Genomic DNA, 16,793 nt, shown 5'->3' on the forward strand with positions numbered 1-16,793 from the left:
TCACGCTGAAAAAGGCGCCAAATCTCGAGATCGATCAGGAATTCGAAGGCTTGCCGTGGGACAGCCGCGCCAGGGCGCTCTCGCCGCTCTCATCGCCGAAGCAGTCGTGAAAATCGCTGCACTCCCGGCACGTCGGCGAGGCGCAAAGGACGAAGCCTTCCATCTCGCACAAGGAGCGATAAAAGAACTTTTTCCATTTCATATGATTGACGTTGCGCGCAGCGAGGCTCGGAAAGCGCTCCTGCATCAGACGGCCGAGCTCGTCTCTTTTGGCGAGACCGAGATCCTGCCACAAATGCCGCGGCGACATAGCGCGCTTGGTGAGAATAGAGGCGAGCCAAGCGGATTCGTCCGACGCGTCGCCGCGAAACCTCAGCAATAATTCGCGAATTTGATCTTCTTCGTCGTCCAGCGCGATCGTCTCGGGCTCGGATGCGAGCTCGAACAGAGAGGTCGCCTCGGGCGCCCAACGCTCGATCAACCGCGTCAGCGCCTCGCGCCCGAGCGCGAGCGACTGGGCGAGCCCTCCGGGCCGCCCAGCCGCCTCGCTCAGACCGAGAGCCAGCACGCAACAGAACACATGGGCGGTAAAAGGATCGTCGCGTCCGAAATCGCTCGGACGCGACCGCAAGCGCACGTAAATGTCCGTCGCATCCAGGCTGGGCTGCGGAAGCCTGCTCTCCGCTCGACGATCCTCGGAGAGAAAGGCCATCGGATCAGCCGACCAGCTGGTCCACAGGGACGTGCGTCTGGCAGTCCTTGGGACAGACCTTGGAGCACGCCGAGCAGCCGATGCAGTCCTGCTCCCGCTCGACCTTCATGATCTTGCGATTGAGCTCGCCGTCGAAATCATCATCGTCATCGTCGGTGACGATGCCGAGGATGGTCCCCTCCGCGTCGACGCCGTAGAGCGCCATCACGTCCTGCGGGCAAACCTTGAAGCAACGCCCGCAACCGATACAGGTCGCGGGGTTGATGTCGGTGAGATAGGACGGCGTCCAATCGGCGCCGCCTCTGGTCTTGAACGCCCCCATCACGCCGTCTCCAATTCCTTGAGCTTCTGGCGCGCGGCCTCGAGAGCCGAATACGCCTCATAGGTCTCCTGCGCGACAGTGAGAATCGTGCCCCAATTGATCGGCAGCTCTTCCGAAAGGTCGTGCAGATTCATCTTCATATTGGTCGCCTTGGCAGAGAGCTTCTTGATCTCTGCCTTCAGCTCGTCGACGGAGCTCATTTTCCACTCTCCTTCGAAATCAGTAACGGGCGACTTCCGGGAATTTCTCCACCATCTCGACGCCGGCGTTGACGAGCTTGGTGCCTTCCTCGGCCAGCTTGTCGAGATTGTCGAAGCCGAAACGATGAACGTCGCGCAGCTGCTTATTGACGACGATGAGGCGCCCGGCGATGAGAACCTGACGGCCGAAACCCTCATGGCTCATCTTGATCATCGGCTGAACCATCACGCCGGTGGCGCGCTCGATCGACAGAGCGACGGCGTTGTAGAAAAGCTCGACGCGCCAGAGGATCTCGGGGTCGGGATCGCCGATCAGCGGCAGCGCCTTACGCGCTTCCTTGTCCACGATATACGGCTTGATGAGATCGAGATCTTTCTTGTTCTCCCAGGTGCCGTGCGTATCCTGCGCGCGCCACTGCTTGATGAGCTCCTTGATGAAGATGCTCTCAGCGGCATTAGTCGCCGTAATCGTCTCGGTCTCAGCCATTTGCAGCCTCTTCCTCGAAATCGAAGGTACGTTCCTGCCCCTTCGTTATCACCTTGCGCAGCCACGGCGGCGGCGCGCCCTGCAGGACAACCTTGAGCTTCTCCAGCAGATCGACAATGTTCTCGGGCTGCGGCACCTTCATCGGATGAATGCCGGAGGCCACGACACGCGCCGCGCCCGAGCCGCCGATCGCCGCGATGTAGAGAATCGCGCAGTCCTTGATCGCCTCGAGCTTCGGCTGGAGCTTGTCTTCGTTGCCGTCCTCTTGCAGATCGCCCTGGAACTGGATCGTCTCGACCAGGCTATATCCCTCGGCCGTCAGCTCGTAGATCGCGATATTCTTCGCCCAACCGAAATGGGCGTCGACGCGTTCGAGGTCTTGTGTGGCGAATGCGACTTTCATGCTGCCTCCTCGTGGTCAGGCCATCGCGGTAAGTTGGACGAGCTCGGGGGACGGCTCACCCCCGAAATGAGTGACATTCTCATCGTCACGGCGCCATGTGTCGGGATCGGGCTCATGCGCCTGCGAGATGAACATATTGCCGATATTGAAGATCAGCGTCCGCGTGCCTCTGTAGCCGACCGTCAGCTCGTGCCCCGCGCCGAGGCGATCGAAGGTCGGGAGACCGAGCCTGAAGAGCGGCACGCCGAGACGTTCCGACGCCTGGCGCCCATGTGAATGGGTCATTATCAGATCGGCGTCCTTCGAACGATTTTCCAAATCTTCAAGATCGCCGATCAGCACCTCTTCGATCGCCAGCTTTTCGAGCACGGCGGAATGCGTGGTCGTCACCGCCGCCGTGACATTCGCGCCCATCTCGATCAGCCAGGATCCGATCGCGAACAAAAGATCCGGCTCGGCCCCGATCGTCACCTTCTTGGCGCCGAAATGGAAATGCCCGTCGAGCATTGCGTCGACGAGTTGCCCCCTCTGCCGTTTGAACTTCACCGGCACGGGGCGGCCGCTGATGCGGGACAGAAAGGCGATCAGCTCATCATTGGGCGCGAGGCCAGTGAGGCGATCGAAGAGCACGAAGGGCACGCCGGCGCGACGCTCGAGAGTCGTCGCTGCGAGCCGCATCTGCTCGCCGACCGCGATCGACCAAGCGGCGGAGCCCATCTGTTTCATTGCGTCGCGAGACGTGCCGCCGAGCGTCGTCGGCGTGAAATCCTCCGGCAGATGCCCGTCGAGCGAACCAGAGAGATCGGGCAAGAAAGTCGGCTCTAGCCCAAAGCTTTCGATAATGTCACGCAGCTCGTCGATATCGCCGGGCGTGAGGTGGCAGCCGGGCAGAACATTCACGCGCTGCGGAGCCCTTTGCGCAGGCGTCTCATTCGCCGGCACGAAAGCCTCGATCAGCTTGGCGACGGTCTTGCCCCAGCCATCCTGAAACGCATCCTTGAAGTCGGGAGTCGACACATAGACGATGCCCATGTGATCGAGCTCTGGGTGACGCTGACGAATGAGCTGAATATATCCGTCGACGTCATCGCCTTTGGTCTCGGTCACGCCGGTCGAGCAAATGCCGATGATCTCCGGCTTGGCGCGCTTCGCGATGTTTACGACCGCTTCTTCGACATTCTCCAAACCGCCGAGCACAGTGGCGACCTCGCTCATCGCGGTCGTCTGCAGCGGAATGGCTTCGCGAAAATGTCGAACGAACAGCACGAGCCCAAAAGATGTGCATCCCTGTGACCCATGCAGCAGCGGCATGCATCCCTGAACGCCCATGAAGGCGAGCGCGCCGCCGATCGGCTGGCTCATCTTCAATGGATTGACCGCGCAGGCCTTTTTGGAAACTTCGACTCTAGCCATCGGAGCGCCTCACGCGGCTTTCGATGCAGGAACCGCGCCACTGGCGTTGGCTGCCTCGATCATTTGTTCCATCGTGTCGCGGCATCCGCCGCAACCCGTGCCGGCGTGCGTCGCCTCGGCCAGCGCATCGACAGTGGTCAATGAGCCGGCGGCGATCGCGTCTTCGAGGGCGCCGACGTTGACGCTATGGCATTTGCACACGCGCTTCTCGCGACGAACCTGCTCGGCCTTGACCGGATCGGCGGCGAGCTCGGCCGCCTCGGCGGCGATGGCCTCATTCGCACGCTCTTCCCAGGTTTTTTCCTGCCACGGCGGCGCTCGACGAACCTGCTCCCAAACCGGATTGAAGAGCGCCTTGTCGATCTCGTGAACGAGCTCGACCATGCCTTCATAACCGGCATAGGCGTGATGACGCTCCTGGTTGATGTCGAGCCAGGGCATCTTGGCCTTGAGCGCAATGAACTGCGAGCGGCCGCCCGACAACATGATATCCGCCTGCGCGTCTTTGAGCATTTTATACATTTCGCGCGGCGTCATATCGTCGATCATATGGGCGTCCTGACCCATCAGTTCCTTGATGCGCTCCTTGTCCTCCTTGGTGGACTTCTTGACGCTGGTGCCGACGAGCTCCATGCCGGCTTCCTGCAAAGCGGCGACGACGGACCAGGATTTGACGCCGCCCGTGATGAGCAGAACCTTCTTGCCCGTGAGGCGCTCCTTATAGGGAGCGATGCGCGCCCAGGCGCGCGCCTCCTCGCGCTCGATGAGCGCGTCGGTCCGGTCCTTCAGCTCCGCCGGCGCGCCCCGCTCGATCAGCAGGCGCGCAATCTCGCGAAGCGAGTCGCTCATATCGCCTATGCCGTAGAACGACCCTTCGAAGAAGGGAATGTCGTAGCGCTCCTCCATCTTGCGAGCGACGTTGATCATGGCTTTAGAGCACACCATCATCGACGCTTTTGCGCGATGGGAATAGGCGACCTCGTTGTATTTGCCGTCGCCGGAAATGCAGGACAGGATGCGAATGCCGAGCTCGTCCAGCAGCGGCTTCACCTGCCACAGCTCGCCGGCGAGATTATATTCGCCGATGATGTTGATGTCGTAGGGAGTCGTATACTCCGGCTCCTGCGTCCCGATCACATGCTCGAGAATAGCCTCGCCCGCGAGCTTATTGCCGAGATTCTTCGGCCCGACGAAGCCGGGCGAGTTCACGGGAATGACAGGCTTGTTGAATTTTTTCGCAGCGGCCTTGCAGACCGCGTCGATATCATCGCCGATCATCGCAGGAACGCAGGTCTGATAGACGAAGACCGCTGGCGGATCGTATTTGTCGATGATCTCTTTGATCGATTTGTAGAGGCGCTTCTCACCGCCGAAGACGACGTCGGTCTCGCCGATATCCGTCGTGAAACCGGTGCGGTAGAGGCTGGAGCCCGAAGTCTTGGCTCCGCGATTGTCCCAGGAATTGCCTTCGCAGGCGATGGGACCATGAACGAGATGGGCGACGTCGGTGATGGGCTGAAGAGCGATCTTGGCGCCATCGAAAGCGCATCCGCCGGCTGCGGCGCCCGGCGCCAATTGCTTCGTGCAGCCCTTCTTTCGCTCTTTCTCGGATTTGCCCTTGTTCTTGTCGCAACCGGGCTCGTTGAAAACTTCTTGAACTTTTGCGGCCAGCGTGCTCATCCGCGCCTCCTGCAACGGCCATCGCCTCCCACACTGCGCACTCATTGCGCCGGCGCGGCGATCGACCCGACGGATCAGGCTCTCGTTGTTCCGCCGGGTCGATCGCGACCCGGCGGAAGCTCGTGAACGTCAGCGAATAATGTCGAAGCTGTAGTCCGACTTCGCGACGACGTTGGTGTTGCGATCGATCTCCTCGAAGACCTTATCGAGCAGCCACACCAGAACGTTCAGGCCGCCCTGATAGCCCCACACCGGATAGCGGTGATAGTGGTGGCGATCGAAGACCGGGAAGCCGATGCGGATCAGCGGCGTGCCCGTGTCGCGCTCGAGATATTTGCCGTAGGTGTTGCCGATCAGGAAGTCGACCGGCTCCGTGAACAGCAGCGAACGCATATGCCAGAGATCCTTGCCAGGATAGGCCTTGCAGTTCTTGCCGAAGGGCGAGCTGGCGAACAGCTCGTTCATCTTCTCTTCCCACACCTTGCCGCCGTTGCTGGCGAGCACGGTGATCGGCTCGGCGCCCAGCTCCATCAGGAAGGCGGAGAGGCCGTAGCAGAGGTCCGGGTCGCCGTAGATCGCGAAACGCTTGCCGTGCAGATGCGCGGAAGAGTCGGCGATGGCGTCGACGAGGCGGCCGCGCTCGCGCGTCAGCTCCTTGGAGATCGGCTTGCCGGTGACTTCCGAGACCTTCATCAGGAACTCGTCGGTCGCGCGCACGCCCACCGGATGATGGAAGGAATAGGTCTCCTGGCCGCTCGCGGCGATCAGCGGCAGCGTCTTCTCCGTGGAGAAATGCTGCATCGAGAAGGTCGCCTTCGCGTTGATCGCGTTGGCCGCGTCCTCGAGCTTCGTGCCGCCGTCATACATGCGGAACTCGCCGTCGGTGGGCGTATCCCACACATCGCTCGGATCGCCGAAGATCGTGTATTCGACACCCATGGAGTCGAACATGCGCTTCACTTCGCGAATGTTGCCGACCACATAGCCGTCGAAGCCGCCGATGAAGTTGATCGAATTGTTCGGAACGCGCTCAAGCTTGGGAGCGGTGCCGGCCTTGCCGTTCCAGAAATGCTCGACAATGCCCTTCATCACATTGTCGTAGCCGGTGACATGGCTGCCGACGAAGGCCGGGGTGTGAGCGAACGGAACGTCGTAATCCGCCGGGACGGAGCCCTTTTCCTTCGAGGTCTTGATGAAGGCGTTGAGGTCGTCGCCGATGACTTCCGCCATGCAGGTGGTGGAGACGGAGATCATCTTCGGCTTATACATATTGTAGGTGTTGGCGAGGCCGTCGATCATGTTGTTGAGGCCGCCGAACACCGCCGCGTCTTCCGTCATCGAGGAGGAGACGCAAGAGGTCGGCTCCTTGAAGTGACGCGAGAAGTGCGAACGATAATACGCCACGCAGCCCTGCGAGCCATGGACGAACGGGATCGTCTGCTCGAAACCGAGCGAGGCGAACACCGCGCCGAGCGGCTGGCAGGCCTTGGCTGGATTGACGGTCAGAGCTTCGCGAGCGAAGTTCTTTTCCTGATACTCTTTCGTCTTGGCCCACTCGCGAACGCGCTCGACTTCGGCGTCGGGGTGATGATTCTCGAACTCTTTCTTCTTCTTCTCGAACATCTCGAGATATTCCGGCTGGCGGAATAGGTTGAAATGGTCGAGGACGTTATCTGCATTCTGTGGCATGTCGATTCCCCTCGTTGTCCGCGAGCGCCCGCCCTCTCGGACCGAGGCGGCGACCCGGCCTCGGTCTCTCGAACGCGAACGGGGAGAACCCCGTTCGCGAAGAGAGCGTTTGCAACTCAGTCGATCAAGCCGCCCACGGCGCCTTGGCGAATTTCCAGACCGGCGAGTTGATCGCCATGTCCATGTCGCGAGCGAAGATCGCGAAGCCGTCATAGCCGTGATACGGGCCGGAGTAGTCCCAGCTGTGCATCTGGCGGAAAGGAACGCCCATCTTCTGGAAGACGTACTTTTCCTTGATGCCAGAGCCGACCAGGTCGGGCTGGATCTTCTCGACGAACTTCTCGAACTCGTAGCCGGTCACGTCGTCATAGATCAGCGTGCCGTCCTTCACATAGTGGGTCGTGCGCTGATAGTCGTCGTTGTGGCCGAACTCATAGCCGGTGCCGACGATCTCCATGCCGAGATCCTCGTAGGCGCCGATCACGTGACGCGGGCGGAGACCGCCGACGAACAGCATGACCTTCTTGCCTTCGAGACGCGGACGGTACTTGGCGATCACCGCGTCCATCAGCGGACGATATTTGGCGATGACGCGCTCGGCGCCTTCCTTGATCTTGTCGTCGAAGTGGCTGGCGATCTTGCGCAGCGATTCTTCGATCTTCGACGGACCAAAGAAGTTGTACTCGACCCACGGAACCCCGTACTTTTCTTCCATGTGACGGGAGATGTAGTTCATCGAGCGGTAGCAGTGCAGCACGTTGAGCTTCGCGCGAGGCGTCGCCTCAAGCTCGGCGATCGTGCCGTCACCCGACCACTGCGCAACGACGCGGAGGCCCATTTCCTCGAGCAGAATGCGCGAAGACCAAGCGTCGCCGCCGATGTTGTAGTCGCCGATGATCGCAACGTCGTAAGGCGTCGCTTCGAAGAGAGCGGGCTTGCCCTCCATCTTGTCGAACACCCAGTCGCGGATCGCGTCGTTGGCCAGATGGTGGCCGAGCGACTGCGACACGCCACGGAAGCCTTCGCAGCGAACCGGAACGATCGTATGGCCGTTGTACTCCTTGGTCTTCGCCTTGGAGACGGCCTCGATGTCGTCGCCGATCAGACCGATCGGGCACTCGGACTGGACGGAGATGCCCTTGTTGAGGGGGAACAGCTCCTGGATTTCGTCGATCAGCTTGGCGAGCTTCTTGTCGCCGCCGAACACGATGTCCTTCTCCTGGAAGTCCGAGGTGAACTGCATCGTGCCGAAGGTGTCGATGCCCGTCACGCCGATGTAGTAGTTACGACGAGACGCCCAGGAATACTGACCGCAGCCGACCGGGCCGTGGCTGATGTGGATCATGTCCTTGATCGGGCCCCACACGACGCCCTTCGAACCGGCGTAAGCGCAGCCACGGATCGTCATCACGCCGGGGATCGACTTGATGTTGGACTTCACGCCGCAATCCGGCTTGCCATCCTCGAATGTGCCGAGGTGCTTCGCGCGGCGCTTGGCGGTCTTTTCAGGATAAACTTCGAGAACCTCTTTGATCAGCGCCTTATTGCGCGCCTTGAGGTCTTCGATGGATTCGGGTTGAGCCAGGCTCATGACGCCATCCCTTTCTGATTAGTCCTAGCTTGAAAGATCGGCCCGGCCCCGTTCGAGGCCGGGCCGCTAGCTTTCAAACGGATTACGCGATCGCGGCGAGGTCCGCAGCGGTCTTGCCGACCTGCGACTCGTCGACCTGCTTCATGATGCCGTGCTCCATGAGGAGGTCTTCGAGCTCGTCCATGGTGATCGGGGTCGGGATGATGCCGTTGCCCTTGTTCGCATGGACCTTCTCGGCCAGGTTGCGGTAGTGCTGAGCCTGACCGGACTCGGGAGCGTACTCCACGACAGTCATGCGGCGCAGCTCGGCGTGCTGAACGATATTGTCGCGCGGCACGAAGTAGATCAGCTGGGTGCCGAGCTTCTTGGCGAGAGACTCCGCCAGCTCGTACTCCTTGTCGGTCTGGCGCTCGTTGCAGACCAGCCCGCCCAGGCGCACGCCGCCGGAGTTGGCGTACTTCAGAATGCCCTTGGAGATGTTGTTGGCCGCATACATGGCCATCATCTCGCCGGACATGACGATGTAGATTTCCTGAGCCTTGTTCTCACGGATCGGCATCGCGAAGCCGCCGCAGACCACGTCGCCGAGCACGTCGTAGGAGACGTAGTCGACGCCGTCATAAGCGCCCTGCTCCTCGAGGAAGTTGATCGAGGTGATAACGCCACGGCCGGCGCAGCCGACGCCCGGCTCCGGACCACCGGACTCGACGCAACGGATGTCCATGAAGCCGATCTTCATGACGTCTTCGATCTCGAGGTCCTCGACCGAGCCGGCCTCGGCGGCGAGCGACAGGATGGTGTCCTGGGCCTTGGCGTGGAGGATCAGGCGGGTCGAGTCGGCCTTGGGGTCGCAACCGACGATGAGGATCTTCTTGCCCATCTGGGCAAGAGCCCCGAGGGTATTCTGGGAGGTCGTGGACTTGCCAATACCGCCCTTGCCGTAGAACGCGATCTGTCGAAGTTCTGACATCTCTGTCTCCTTAAGATACCGTTTCATTGCGATCGGCGCGCACGGCGCGCAGGCCGAAGTCGTCGTTACCGACCGAGCCCGGCGCCGGTTGCTTGATCGCCCCCTTGGTGATCGGGGCCGCCCAATCCGCAGCCACTCGCCTTGCGGGCCCTGTCTCGCAAGCGGCGTGCCAGCCCTCATTCGCAGCCTTAAATAAGGTGAAATCAATTATTTAGAGATGAGCGCCGTGCCCCCCGAGGGGGGTGTGTCAAAGCCGACAGTCATGCGCGGAATCGGACGAAGCGCTTTTGGCCGACTGGCTCGTTCGGAACTATTGTAAGATTCGGACGCGCTTCGTCGCCATTGTCGGATTCGGCACGGCATGTCGATTGCTTAGAAAGCGGGCAGTCAAACTACGGAGCAGACGAGATGCAAATCGGCGTCGAAACGTCCAGGGCGGTCGAAAACAAGCGCATTTTCGTCGTCGACGACGACGAGATCATTCGGGCGGCGCTTCAGTTCATGCTGCACGACGAATATGAGACCCACGAGATCGGGAGCCTCGAATCCGCCATCGACAAGGCGGCGTCGGCGAAGCCCGATCTTTTGATTTTGTCGGAAAATGTCGTGAAAGCGGCCGGCCTTCCCGTGCTGAAGGAAATTCCCCAACGCATTTCCGGCGTGAAGGTGCTGGTGATCGTCGACTCGCTTCAGAGCGGCTTCGGCAAGGAGAGCCAGGCGGCCGGCGCTCACGGCTATATCGTCAAGCCGCTGACGGTCGAGTTCGTTCGGCAGAAAGTGGACGTTCTTCTCGGCCGGCGCCAGGGAGTCGCCATTCCGTTGACTGTTCTCTGACATCGGGCGAAGGCGATCAGGCGACGATCTAGGCCGGAGCGCTCGCTCCGGCCTTTTTGTTTTCGGATGTGTTTTTTTCACGGGTCCGACAAATAGAAAACGCCCGCGGCGACCGCGGGCGTTTGCGCATTCTCTCGACGTCGGCGTCAGAGCTGCGGCACGATGATCAAGCGCTCGACGGGATTTCCGTCGATGAAATGCGATTGAACGATTTCATCTATGTCTTCCGGCGTGCGCGGCGCATACCAGACGCCCTGCGGATAGACGACCATCAACGGGCCGGCGCGGCAGAATCCGAGACATCCCGTCGCCGTCATCGAGACGTCGGGCAGCGGCTGCGCGCCGAGCTTGGCCTGCAGACGATCCCACAGCGGCTTCGCGCCGGAAGTGGTGCAGCTGCCGCGCGGATGTCCCGGCGGACGCTGCTGGAAGCAGGTGAACACATGGTATTTGAACACGACCGGAAGTTCTTCGAGCATTGTCTTGTCCTGAATTACACTGATCTGCGGCGACGCCGGCGCCGATCAAGCCGCAGCGTCGGCGGTCGTGACGACGACAGGCTGGCCGGTGAGAGTGCCCACGAATTCGGCGAGCGGCGTCTCGATACGCGTGATGTTCTGCTCGGCGAGGAACTTCGCTTCATTCTTCGTCAGCGGGCCTTCGATCACGGCCCAATGCTGGTCGGAAGAGCGCTTCATGATCTGACGAGCGAAGTTGCGCTCGAGCTGGGTCGTGAAGCGGCAACCGAGGAAGAGGAAGCTGCGGCCCTTGCGGATCGACTGGACCGCTTCGGGGATCGGCGTCTGAATGTCGATTTCTGTCAGCACCTCGACATAGTCGGAGTCCGAGATGACGAAATTCGCCGCCGGAGTCACCGAGCCGATCGGCTGATAGAGCAGAGTTTCCCAAGCCAGAGTCTCTTCGGGAGCCTCGGCCGGAGCCTTGGCGCCGGACCCGTCGCGGATGAATTCCTTATTGGGCACGAGCGAGAAATCAGGCCGGAAATAATTCACCCAATAGCCGAAATGTTCGGCTTGTGACACGCCTTGCACAATGCCCCAGCCCTTGCGGCCCGCGAGGGATTTCTGCGGCAGATCGTCGTACCAGGCGTTGACCACCAGCGGCAAGCTCGGCTGCTCGGCGATCCACTTATGCAGGACGCTAGGATCCGGCGACTCCTCGAAAGCCTTCTTCATCGCGGCCGATATGGTTTTGCGATGCTTGAAGTTCTCGATGTATTGAGCGGCAGCGGTGAGATTATTGCGGATTTTGTGCGGAACGGTCGCCGCCTTCGTCAGCTGCACGACCAATTCTTCGGGAGAGGCGGGAACAGGGTTCCCGCCGGTCGCCAGCGTCAGCACGCCGGGTCCGAGATAGGGTATCACGAGGCCTCGCTCAAACCCCGTTTTGATTGCGCTCAGCACTTGTGTTTCTCCTCTCGTCGAACCCGGATTGCCTGCTTTGTCACTGAAGCGTGGCGCTCTTGGCGACGTCCAGCTCTTCGGGCGTCAGCTTGAAGGCGCCGCGGCCGCCCGAAAGCGCCATGTAGTCCATGGCGTAGGCGTTGGTCAGCTTGGTGAACCACTCCTGGCTGGACAGGCTCGCGGGACGCTCGCCGATCTCCTGCACGGAGCCGTCATTGTAAAAGCGGACATGAATGATGACGGATTTGTCGCTCATCTTGATTCCCCTCCGGTTTTCAGCGGCCCGAGTCGAAGCCCAGCAGCTCGACCGTGACGTTCTCGGTTCCGAAATTGGCTTGGCAAGCGAGACGCGATTTCGAGCCCACGCCGACGATCGTGTCCAACTGCTCGTTTTCGGCGCGAGTTGTCTTCGACAGGCTCTTCTTTCCTTCCTGGACGAAAAGATGGCAGGTGCCGCACTTGGCCTCGCCACCGCATTTGCTTTGGATCTTCTCCTCCGCTTTGAGAATCGCGTCCAGGAGTCTGCTGCCCGGCTCAACTTCGATGGTTTTGCCCGACGGCAGAATGGTCAGTACCGGCATGTCGTTCACTCCTCCTTGCCAAAGGTCCTCACACCGTCTTTCCAGCAAGTTTCGAACCACTCTAAATTTCGTGCAGCGGCGCGCGCGACAGCACGCATCGCGGACGAAAAAGCGCAGCGTTCCGGGTGTGATGGGGCTTTTGTTCGCGCGGTTGGGCTACTCTCGGCCACTCGCGACTTCGGTCACGTCCGTTTCTGGACAATGACATGACGGCTATGGACGCGCCGGCCAGAGGCCGGCGCGCCTGTCACAGATAAATAGCGGCGCCTGCGCCGATATTGATCGAAGCGTCCTTCATCGTGCCGACGATGAAAGCGATCTGATTTTCGGTGAGATGAGCGTGGAAGGGCAACGCGACCGCGCGATCCGCGACTTTCTCGGTCACGAAGAAATTGCCGCGCCGATAGCCGAGATCGAAGTAGTAGCGTTGCAAGTGCAGCGGATGCGAATAGGCCGCCGCGTCGATCTTCTCTGTCTGCAAATCTTCGATGATCTGATCGCGGCTGGAGCGCGAGAAGCGCGTGCCGAGATGCACGACATAGAGGAACCAGTGAACCTCCTCGACGTCGGGCGCGATATAGGGATCTTTGATCCCTTCGAAGGACTTCACATATTGGTAGAACCAGCGCTCGACTCGGGTGCGGCGCGCCAGCAGCAGCTCGAGGCGCCGAAACTGCGCGAGACCGAGCGCCGCGGTGATGTCGCTCATCGCCGCCTGCATGGGAGGATAGGCGCCGAGCACCACAGAGGATCGCTCCGCGATCCGGCGGCTGCGAAGATTGCGGATCGCCGAGGCGCGGTCGTCGTCATCGGTGACGATCATGCCGCCCTCGCCGCAGGCGATGACGCCCGGCTGCGAAAAGTCGAACACGGAGCAATCGCCGAAGGAGCCGACCAGCTTGCCCTTGTAGATGGAGCCGATAGCCTCGGTCGAATCTTCGATGAGGATCAGCTTCTTCGCTTCGGCGAGCTGACGAAAGGGCTCCCACGGGGCCGGATGGCCGTTGGTGTTGCCCGCGACGATCGCCTTGGTCTTGTCGGTGATGACCGCTTCGGCCTTTTCAGGCGCCAGCGTGCCGGCCCAATAGTCGATGTCGGCGAACACCGGCCGCGCGCCCGAGAGCGCGATCGCATGCGTCGTCTCGCGGAAAGAATGGGCGGAGGCGACGACCTCGTCGCCGGGGCCTATGCCATAGGCGCGCAATGTCAGCAGAAGGCCGATCGTGCCGCTGGACACGGCGATCGCATGCTTGCGCCCGAGATAGGCGGCGAACTCCGCCTCGAATTCTTCGACTTTCGGTCCCGCGGACAGTCGCGGGGACGTGATCGTCTCGACGACCGCATCCAGATCACTCTGGGCGAGATCTGGATCATTCATCGGCAGAAGGGACGTCTGCATGCTCGCTCACCTTTTCGGGGCAACCACCAATCCTGTGGCGACGGTCGGATCCGCTGTGATCTTGACGCAATGATCGCGGGCGTCGATCAGGAACAAATCGCAGTTCTCATAGGTGCGAAACGGCGTCTCGTCCTGAATATCCGCCTTGTCGCATCTCATCGCCGTGAGGCCGGGTGCGACTTGTCTCAGAGCGGAAACGGCCGCCTGATCGGCGGCCGCCGTCGCGAGCGTCGCGTCGATCGCCTCGAGTTGCTCGGTCGCGATCGGCATTTTTCAGTCTCCACTTACTTTCTTGGCTTCGACCGTGATCGGCAGCGAAGTCTCCGCCGCCATCTCCGGCAGCTGAAGCACCCAACCATTGGCGAGCGTCACCGTGCCGCCCCACAAATTGGGGCTCTCCTGTTCGACGATCGGCTCTTCGAGATCCTTCTTCGGCACATAGGCCGAAAGAATGCCGTCGGAGCCTCTGCGGATCATGACTTTCACACTGCGCCTCGCTGTTAGGTTGACCCTTGTCGTTTAGCAATGTTCATACCGCGAGTCGTGCGAAAAAATCACCGCGTCAAACGGGCTCGATCTCCTCCTCGAAGCATCCGATCACCGTCTTCTCGCCGAACTCCACGATATAGACGGGCGTGTCGCTCTCGACATGCTGGCCGATCTGCACGATCTCGCCGGGATCGCCCGCCTTCACGAGCAGGGCGTCCGGCTCATGCCCCGGGTGCGATCCGTCGTTGAACAGATCGACGGTGGCGCGCACCCGCATGCCCCAATCATATTTGATCATTGAGCCGCCTCTTGGGTCACGACCTCGACGGGCTCGAGCTCCTTTTTGCGCATGCCGACCTTATAGCCGGTCTCCACGAACTCGACGCCGTAGATGTAGAATTGCTGCAAAAACGTGCCGATGCTCGAGACGTAGCCGATCTCGCCTTTTTTGACGAGAATCTCGCCGACGTCCTTGCCCGGGAAGGTTCCGTCGTTTCGCACCACCTTCTTCGACTTGACCTTCTCACCGTAGTTGAAGGCCGGCGGATCGTTCAGCTCGACGGCGCCGTCGTCACGGTTGATGTTGCTCATATCCGTTCCTCGATGTGGCTGTGGTTGCGCTCCAAGACTTTCCGGCCGGATGGATCGGGCGTCTCGCCGAGCCGCGCTTCTGCGGTCTCGCGCACGATCGGATCCTCGTCGGAGAGAAGAAGTCCAATGTCCGTGAGGGCGGCGCGCTGCGCCACCTCGTAACGCACACGCCAGTCCGGGTCGCCGATGAGATCGGGAAGCAGCGCGGCGTCGAGCCGTTGCGCGGCCTCGAAGCGGACTGTGGCGTCCGGGTCGGTCGTCATGCGTTTCAGCGCCTGCGGCGCGATGCGCTGAGCGACCACGCGCCGCACCTCGATCTCGTCGTCGTCGATCATCAGCACCAGCAGATCGGGCGATATTCGACGGGCGACGACCTGACGAACATAATAGTCGCGGTCCTCGATCATCGGCAGAAGATCGACGGGGTCGAGCCGGTGCGCGACCCTGATCCTCACCTCGCGATGCGGATCATTGCGAAGCTTGAGAAGATAGCGGTCCGGCAGGCGCCGCGCGGCGCTCCAGCGCACGGTCTCTTCGGGATCGTCCAGAAGCGCCGGCAGGAGGAATATCTCGGCGGCTTTTGCGGCCCAGGCGCGCACCTCGAAATAGGGATGCGCGAGATAAAGTCGCGCCAGCTTCGGATTCCAATCGAAGAAGCGATCGATCCGACGCGCATAACGGTCGAAAACGCAGGCCCGCAGCGGCTTGCAACGGCCCTCGGCCAGAAGCTCGCCATGCGGACATTGGCCGCAATCGACGGGTGCGCCCTGCCAGTCGATGGCCTCGTCGATCTCGTCAGTCGACATCCTCGGCCTCCCGTTGCGCGAGCACGGTGAGCAGCAAGGTCGCGCCGACTTTGTCGGTCGGATCGAGCTCGAGGAGCTTTTGCGCTGCCTCTCGTCCCTCCTCATGCTCGCCCATGCGCATCTGCAGATAGGCGTAGCCTTTGAGCACGAACATGAAGAAGCGCGGCAGCACGGCCTCGTAATTGGCGAAGTCGGCGTCGCCCTTTCTCACCTCGCGCCAGTCGAGCGGCAAAGAATTGTCGATCGCAGCCCGAGTGAGGCAGGTCTTGGCGATCTCGAGCGTCTCCTCGAGTCGATTTTTATAGAAGTAGAACCGGTAGAGCCCGATCAGCACCGCCACATGGGTCGGGGCCGCGCGACGCGCCTCGAACAAATGCTGTTCTGCGACGTCGCCGAGATGGTAGGAAAGCGCCGCTTCGCGGAGATGACGCTCGGCTTCCGCCGGCAATCCGGCGCCGAAGACAGGAGAAGAGAGAATCTCGTCTCCCGTGTCGAAGGCCTCATTGCGTAGAGCGCCATCTCCGTTCAACATGAAGCGTTCCTATCCACTCACGCCACGGGAAGCTCCGGCAGCTCGACGACCGTCTGCGTCGTCGAGGAGCACCCGCAGGCCTTCGCCTTGGGATCGATGAAGGAGAAGCCAGTGGAGGTGGCCGTCTCCTTGAAGTCGATCGTCACGCCATCGAGCAGCAGGCGGCTCTGCGCCGGCAGAAACAGCTTGAAGCTCGGGAAGTCGAACGCCTGCTCGCCTTCGCGCGGAGCCGGCTGAACCGAGAATTCCGCGCTCATGCCCGAGCAGCCGCCCGGGGAGACGTGGAGGCTCAGGCCAAAGCCCGGACCGCCGTCGAACATGACGAGGCGACGGATGAACTTCTCCGCGGCGGGAGTGAATTGAATGTTCATGCCGCGCCCCCGGCAGCCTGATAACGCGGCAGCGAATTGTCGATGACGCAGGTGTCGTCGACCGGGCACACCGCGACGCATTGCGGCACATCGAAATAGCCGATGCACTCGGTGCACTTCTTGGGATTGATGACGAAGGTTCCGTTCTTCTCGGAGATCGCCACATTGGGGCATTCCGCCTCGCACGCCGAGCAGGACGTGCATTGCGAAGCAACGATCTTGTAGGTCATTTGCTTGCTCCTCCATCGAGCCGTCACTGAGCCGGAGAATCGCCGATTCTCACGAGCCCTAATTCTCCG

24 protein-coding genes are annotated in these 16,793 nt (G+C 61.2%); 1 reads left to right on the top strand and 23 read right to left on the bottom strand.

Features of this window, described 5'->3' with window-relative positions; translation table 11 throughout:
• Positions 1-34 precede the first annotated feature (34 nt).
• The 10 genes from ACT53T_RS09725 to nifH all read right to left on the bottom strand — a co-directional run bounded on the left by ACT53T_RS09725 (position 35) and on the right by nifH (position 9,467).
• On the bottom strand, positions 35-712 hold the full coding sequence (locus ACT53T_RS09725; protein ID WP_476161054.1) for a nitrogen fixation protein NifQ: 678 nt from the start codon (positions 710-712) through the stop codon (positions 35-37).
• A gap of 4 nt (positions 713-716) precedes the next feature.
• Positions 717-1,034 (bottom strand): ferredoxin III, nif-specific, encoded by a 318-nt coding sequence (gene fdxB, locus ACT53T_RS09730; protein WP_018267928.1) that lies wholly within the window; start codon positions 1,032-1,034, stop codon positions 717-719.
• Positions 1,034-1,234, bottom strand: coding sequence for a CCE_0567 family metalloprotein (locus ACT53T_RS09735; protein ID WP_018267927.1), 201 nt, complete (start codon positions 1,232-1,234; stop codon positions 1,034-1,036). Before ACT53T_RS09735 ends, fdxB begins: the two co-directional genes overlap by 1 nt.
• A 19-nt stretch (positions 1,235-1,253) precedes the next feature.
• Entirely contained in the window at positions 1,254-1,721 is a 468-nt protein-coding gene (locus ACT53T_RS09740) for a NifX-associated nitrogen fixation protein (protein WP_476161055.1), read from the bottom strand.
• Positions 1,714-2,124 carry a nitrogen fixation protein NifX gene (gene nifX, locus ACT53T_RS09745; protein ID WP_400765991.1) on the bottom strand — a complete coding sequence of 137 codons (411 nt, stop codon included), beginning with the start codon at positions 2,122-2,124 and terminating at the stop codon, positions 1,714-1,716. Before nifX ends, ACT53T_RS09740 begins: the two co-directional genes overlap by 8 nt.
• Before the next feature lie 15 nt (positions 2,125-2,139).
• Positions 2,140-3,537, bottom strand: coding sequence for a nitrogenase iron-molybdenum cofactor biosynthesis protein NifN (nifN, locus tag ACT53T_RS09750; RefSeq protein WP_476161056.1), 1,398 nt, complete (start codon positions 3,535-3,537; stop codon positions 2,140-2,142).
• 9 nt (positions 3,538-3,546) lie between these two features.
• Positions 3,547-5,217: a nitrogenase iron-molybdenum cofactor biosynthesis protein NifE gene (gene nifE, locus ACT53T_RS09755; RefSeq protein ID WP_476161057.1), complete on the bottom strand. Its 1,671-nt coding sequence runs from the start codon at positions 5,215-5,217 to the stop codon at positions 3,547-3,549.
• A gap of 129 nt (positions 5,218-5,346) precedes the next feature.
• Positions 5,347-6,906 carry a nitrogenase molybdenum-iron protein subunit beta gene (gene nifK, locus ACT53T_RS09760; protein WP_400765985.1) on the bottom strand — a complete coding sequence of 520 codons (1,560 nt, stop codon included), beginning with the start codon at positions 6,904-6,906 and terminating at the stop codon, positions 5,347-5,349.
• 124 nt (positions 6,907-7,030) lie between these two features.
• Positions 7,031-8,497: a nitrogenase molybdenum-iron protein alpha chain gene (gene nifD / locus ACT53T_RS09765; protein ID WP_018267921.1), complete on the bottom strand. Its 1,467-nt coding sequence runs from the start codon at positions 8,495-8,497 to the stop codon at positions 7,031-7,033.
• 82 nt (positions 8,498-8,579) lie between these two features.
• Positions 8,580-9,467, bottom strand: coding sequence for a nitrogenase iron protein (nifH, locus tag ACT53T_RS09770; RefSeq protein ID WP_026191650.1), 888 nt, complete (start codon positions 9,465-9,467; stop codon positions 8,580-8,582).
• Positions 9,468-9,875: 408 nt separating this feature from the next.
• Between nifH and ACT53T_RS09775 the strand changes: the two genes are divergently transcribed.
• The gene (locus tag ACT53T_RS09775; protein WP_018267919.1) at positions 9,876-10,301 is read left to right on the top strand and encodes a response regulator; all 426 of its coding nucleotides are present in this window, start codon (positions 9,876-9,878) and stop codon (positions 10,299-10,301) included.
• Positions 10,302-10,447: 146 nt separating this feature from the next.
• Here ACT53T_RS09775 and ACT53T_RS09780 read toward each other — a convergent pair whose 3' ends face one another.
• The 13 genes from ACT53T_RS09780 to ACT53T_RS09840 all read right to left on the bottom strand — a co-directional run bounded on the left by ACT53T_RS09780 (position 10,448) and on the right by ACT53T_RS09840 (position 16,724).
• Positions 10,448-10,780 (bottom strand): (2Fe-2S) ferredoxin domain-containing protein, encoded by a 333-nt coding sequence (locus tag ACT53T_RS09780; protein WP_018267918.1) that lies wholly within the window; start codon positions 10,778-10,780, stop codon positions 10,448-10,450.
• A gap of 45 nt (positions 10,781-10,825) precedes the next feature.
• Positions 10,826-11,725, bottom strand: coding sequence for an SIR2 family NAD-dependent protein deacylase (locus ACT53T_RS09785; protein WP_476161058.1), 900 nt, complete (start codon positions 11,723-11,725; stop codon positions 10,826-10,828).
• A gap of 40 nt (positions 11,726-11,765) precedes the next feature.
• A complete protein-coding gene (locus tag ACT53T_RS09790; RefSeq protein WP_018267916.1) occupies positions 11,766-11,981 on the bottom strand; it encodes a hypothetical protein in 216 nt (71 codons plus the stop codon).
• Positions 11,982-12,000: 19 nt separating this feature from the next.
• Positions 12,001-12,306: a 2Fe-2S iron-sulfur cluster-binding protein gene (locus ACT53T_RS09795; protein WP_024881138.1), complete on the bottom strand. Its 306-nt coding sequence runs from the start codon at positions 12,304-12,306 to the stop codon at positions 12,001-12,003.
• A gap of 247 nt (positions 12,307-12,553) precedes the next feature.
• Positions 12,554-13,705 carry a DegT/DnrJ/EryC1/StrS family aminotransferase gene (locus ACT53T_RS09800; RefSeq protein ID WP_026191648.1) on the bottom strand — a complete coding sequence of 384 codons (1,152 nt, stop codon included), beginning with the start codon at positions 13,703-13,705 and terminating at the stop codon, positions 12,554-12,556.
• Between the two features lie 6 nt (positions 13,706-13,711).
• Complete coding sequence (locus tag ACT53T_RS09805) at positions 13,712-13,975, bottom strand: hypothetical protein (RefSeq protein ID WP_024881140.1); 264 nt, start codon at positions 13,973-13,975, stop codon at positions 13,712-13,714.
• A gap of 3 nt (positions 13,976-13,978) precedes the next feature.
• Positions 13,979-14,191, bottom strand: coding sequence for a putative nitrogen fixation protein NifT (nifT, locus tag ACT53T_RS09810; RefSeq protein ID WP_026191647.1), 213 nt, complete (start codon positions 14,189-14,191; stop codon positions 13,979-13,981).
• 76 nt (positions 14,192-14,267) lie between these two features.
• Positions 14,268-14,492 (bottom strand): nitrogen fixation protein NifZ, encoded by a 225-nt coding sequence (locus ACT53T_RS09815; protein WP_018267911.1) that lies wholly within the window; start codon positions 14,490-14,492, stop codon positions 14,268-14,270.
• Positions 14,489-14,785: a nitrogen fixation protein NifZ gene (locus ACT53T_RS09820; RefSeq protein ID WP_018267910.1), complete on the bottom strand. Its 297-nt coding sequence runs from the start codon at positions 14,783-14,785 to the stop codon at positions 14,489-14,491. The genes ACT53T_RS09815 and ACT53T_RS09820 overlap by 4 nt, the downstream gene beginning before the upstream one ends.
• Positions 14,782-15,591 carry a 4Fe4S-binding leucine-rich repeat protein gene (locus tag ACT53T_RS09825; RefSeq protein WP_476161059.1) on the bottom strand — a complete coding sequence of 270 codons (810 nt, stop codon included), beginning with the start codon at positions 15,589-15,591 and terminating at the stop codon, positions 14,782-14,784. The genes ACT53T_RS09820 and ACT53T_RS09825 overlap by 4 nt, the downstream gene beginning before the upstream one ends.
• A complete protein-coding gene (locus tag ACT53T_RS09830; protein WP_400765979.1) occupies positions 15,581-16,123 on the bottom strand; it encodes a tetratricopeptide repeat protein in 543 nt (180 codons plus the stop codon). Before ACT53T_RS09830 ends, ACT53T_RS09825 begins: the two co-directional genes overlap by 11 nt.
• A gap of 17 nt (positions 16,124-16,140) precedes the next feature.
• The gene (locus ACT53T_RS09835; RefSeq protein ID WP_018267907.1) at positions 16,141-16,494 is read right to left on the bottom strand and encodes a HesB/IscA family protein; all 354 of its coding nucleotides are present in this window, start codon (positions 16,492-16,494) and stop codon (positions 16,141-16,143) included.
• Positions 16,491-16,724: a 4Fe-4S dicluster domain-containing protein gene (locus ACT53T_RS09840; RefSeq protein ID WP_018267906.1), complete on the bottom strand. Its 234-nt coding sequence runs from the start codon at positions 16,722-16,724 to the stop codon at positions 16,491-16,493. Before ACT53T_RS09840 ends, ACT53T_RS09835 begins: the two co-directional genes overlap by 4 nt.
• Positions 16,725-16,793 lie beyond the last annotated feature (69 nt).

It is taken from the genome of Methylosinus sp. DMC45 (genome assembly GCF_056313885.1).